Annotated in this window: 2 protein-coding genes; one reads left to right on the forward strand and one right to left on the reverse strand. The window is 55.2% G+C overall.

The window, feature by feature from the left end:
* Positions 1 to 572: 572 nt before the first annotated feature.
* The gene (locus HBA26_RS22540; RefSeq protein WP_100170914.1) at positions 573 to 1,742 is read left to right on the forward strand and encodes a DNA repair protein; all 1,170 of its coding nucleotides are present in this window, start codon (positions 573 to 575) and stop codon (positions 1,740 to 1,742) included.
* Here HBA26_RS22540 and HBA26_RS22545 read toward each other — a convergent pair whose 3' ends face one another.
* Positions 1,743 to 2,507, reverse strand: a complete 765-nt coding sequence (locus HBA26_RS22545) for a siderophore-interacting protein (RefSeq protein WP_126345822.1) — start codon at positions 2,505 to 2,507, stop codon at positions 1,743 to 1,745. It lies immediately after the preceding gene.
* Positions 2,508 to 2,649 lie beyond the last annotated feature (142 nt).

Genomic DNA, 2,649 nt, shown 5'->3' on the forward strand with positions numbered 1-2,649 from the left:
TCCGTCGTCGGCAGCGTCAGATGTGTATAAGAGACAGAATATTTAATTTTCTGCTGTATTTGATTCGTGCTTCACGCCATTAAGCATTTTCTGGCAGTTATTGCGGCGTACCGCTGCCGCTGCGCGCGTTTTGTCGTCTGTTCAGGGAAATACATCACCTCAAGTCAGCCGTCGCTGCGCGACTCCAGAGGCCCTTTTTTCGAGAGCCTCCGCAACTTCATCGGTAATTTTCAGAAATTCATTGAATGAAACACTTTCAGCTATCGTGGTATGTACTTAATGCTTAAGCAGAATGCTCGACGTAATCAATGAGGTTAAGCAAGAAAGTGCTAAAGCATCAAAACGTTAGCATCATATTATAACAAGCGTTCTTCTGATTATCACAGGCTGAGCAGGATACGGAGCAATCAGCTCCCCGCCCTTTCGTACTCCTGCTCACTTCCCCACCTCACAAACTGCAAATCTAAAGAAATCCCCCATCGCGCCGATCATCATCCGTGTGTATTATTTCCTGTAGCTTTTACAACAACTACCCTTAACTCAAATACTTAAGCGCCAAAGCGAAAGGCATCATGAGCACACCGATCAAACGGCTAGAAATCATTAAAAATGCCATTGAACTGGAAGATGACGACATCATCCAGAGCCAGCTGACACGCCTGAAAAATGAAGCGTTTGACGATGAGCTACAGGCAATCGTCGTGGCGCTTGAGGAAAAGAACTACACCGCGGCCATGGCGGCCATAACCGCCTGGCTGCAGGGCCAACGCGCCGTGACCCAGTGGCGTGACCCACAGGTAGCCGCCAGCAAGCTGGAGCTGAAGGCGCTGGAAGAGCGTCTGCGCGATCTGATTGACCGCCGCAACGCGCGCGTGCAGCAGCTTGATGAGTTCAACGATCTCTATTTCTCCCGACTCGGACCGCTGATGCAGCAGATCCTCGCCCTGCGTAAAACGCTGGCGGAGCTGAACCTGCGTCGTCAGCAGGCGGAGGCACGTCGTCGCGAGGAGGATTACCGCCGCTGTCAGCGCTATATGGCGCAGGCGGTGGAGGTGCTGGCGACGCTTACCCAGCGCTGGCGCGATCTCCCGGCTGACTCCGTCCAGGCCGCTCAGGCGCGTAAGCATCTGGAGCAGCAAAGCAATCTGATTGCCAACCTGCTGGCCGAAGCGCTCGAACTGGAAAGCGGCTTAACGCGCGAAGAAGAGCCCGCGCGTCAGGCGCGCGACGAGGCCAACGAAGAGTACGAGAAGTATCGCGAACAGCATCACGATGCCGAAGTGCGGCTGCGCAAGGGCAAGCATCTCTCGGAAGAAGATCAGAACGAACTCAAGCGCCTCTGGCGGCAGGCGAGCAAGCTCTGCCATCCGGATTTAGTCGCAGACGATCTGAAAGAGGAAGCCAACGCGATGATGGTGCAGCTCAACCAGGCCAAACAGCGCGGCGACGTCAAAACCATTCGCTCGCTGGTGGCCCGCCTGCAGCAGGGGTTCGAGCCATTGATGGCGAGCGACAGGCTGAACGATCTGGAGCGTATCCGCAAAAAAATGGCGCAGGTCCGCGAGCAAATCGACACCTTAGTGAACGAGCTGGCGGAGCTGGAAAAAGAGGAGTCCTGGCTGCTGGTCTCGTCGCTGAGCAATATGGAAGCGTACTTTGCTCAGCAAGAGAAAGCGCTAAAAGAGGTATGCGCCTCGCTCGAACACCAGGTTAACGAAGCGCAAATGGATTCGGCAGCCTGATTATTTAGCGTGCCAGTATGCGCTGGCACGCACCAGATGCTGGTCAATTGCGTTGGTTTCAAACTGGCGGCTCAGGCTTTTTACCACCTTCCCTTCTCCGGTCAGCCAGATAAAGTAATCCTCCTCCGGCACGGCCAGCGCCGCCAGACGGTCAGCCACCGCCTGCTCGCTGTGGCCCACCACCCAGGTGATGTTGAAATCACTCAGGTGCGCCAGATAGTCCTTATAAGATTCATCACCTACGGTCACCACCGCGTGAATCTCCGGACAAACCGGCAGTTTAGCAATGCTCTCTAAACGTCGACGCAGCGCCGGCATGCCGGACTCGTCGCACACGTACAGCTGCCAGGCGTAATCCTCCGGCACTACCAGCGAACCGCGCGGGCCGCCGATCGTCAACCTGTCGCCCACCTTCGCCTCGACTGCCCAGCCGCTGGCAATCCCGCCGTCATGAATGAAGAAATCGAGCGCCAGCTCATGATTTGCCTCATCGTACAGCGGCGTATAGTCGCGCGCCTGTGGACGTACGCCGTCGCCCCAGTCGATGCCTTCATCGGTGACCTTCGGCGGGACAAACGTGGTGCCAGGTGCAGGGAAAAAGACTTTGGTGTGGTCGTCGAAGCCGCGGGAGCTAAAGCCCTCCAGCGCCTCGCCGCCTAAAACAATGCGCTGAAAGCCTGCGCTAATGCGCTCAACGCGGCGCGCCGTCAGCTCGCGAAAGCGCAGGTCATTACGCACGCGCTGTGGGTAACGGGTAGATGCCATTTTTAGCCTCTTCTCTGGTGAATACGATATATCGGAATTGATTTTTAAATGATAATGATTACTAATCAGTAAAAAAGCAAGATTTTTTAGATTGCATCTGAATATCTGTCTCTTATACACATCTGACGCTGCCGACGACGGA

It is taken from the genome of Enterobacter sp. 725m/11, from assembly GCF_011683705.1.
Classification (GTDB): Bacteria; Pseudomonadota; Gammaproteobacteria; order Enterobacterales; family Enterobacteriaceae; genus Enterobacter; species Enterobacter bugandensis.

Excerpts from the sequence above, each read along its gene's own strand:
- HBA26_RS22540 (WP_100170914.1), top strand. The coding sequence starts at position 573 with ATGAGCACACCGATCAAACGGCTAGAAATCATTAAAAATGCCATTGAA.
- HBA26_RS22545 (WP_126345822.1), bottom strand. The coding sequence starts at position 2,507 with ATGGCATCTACCCGTTACCCACAGCGCGTGCGTAATGACCTGCGCTTT.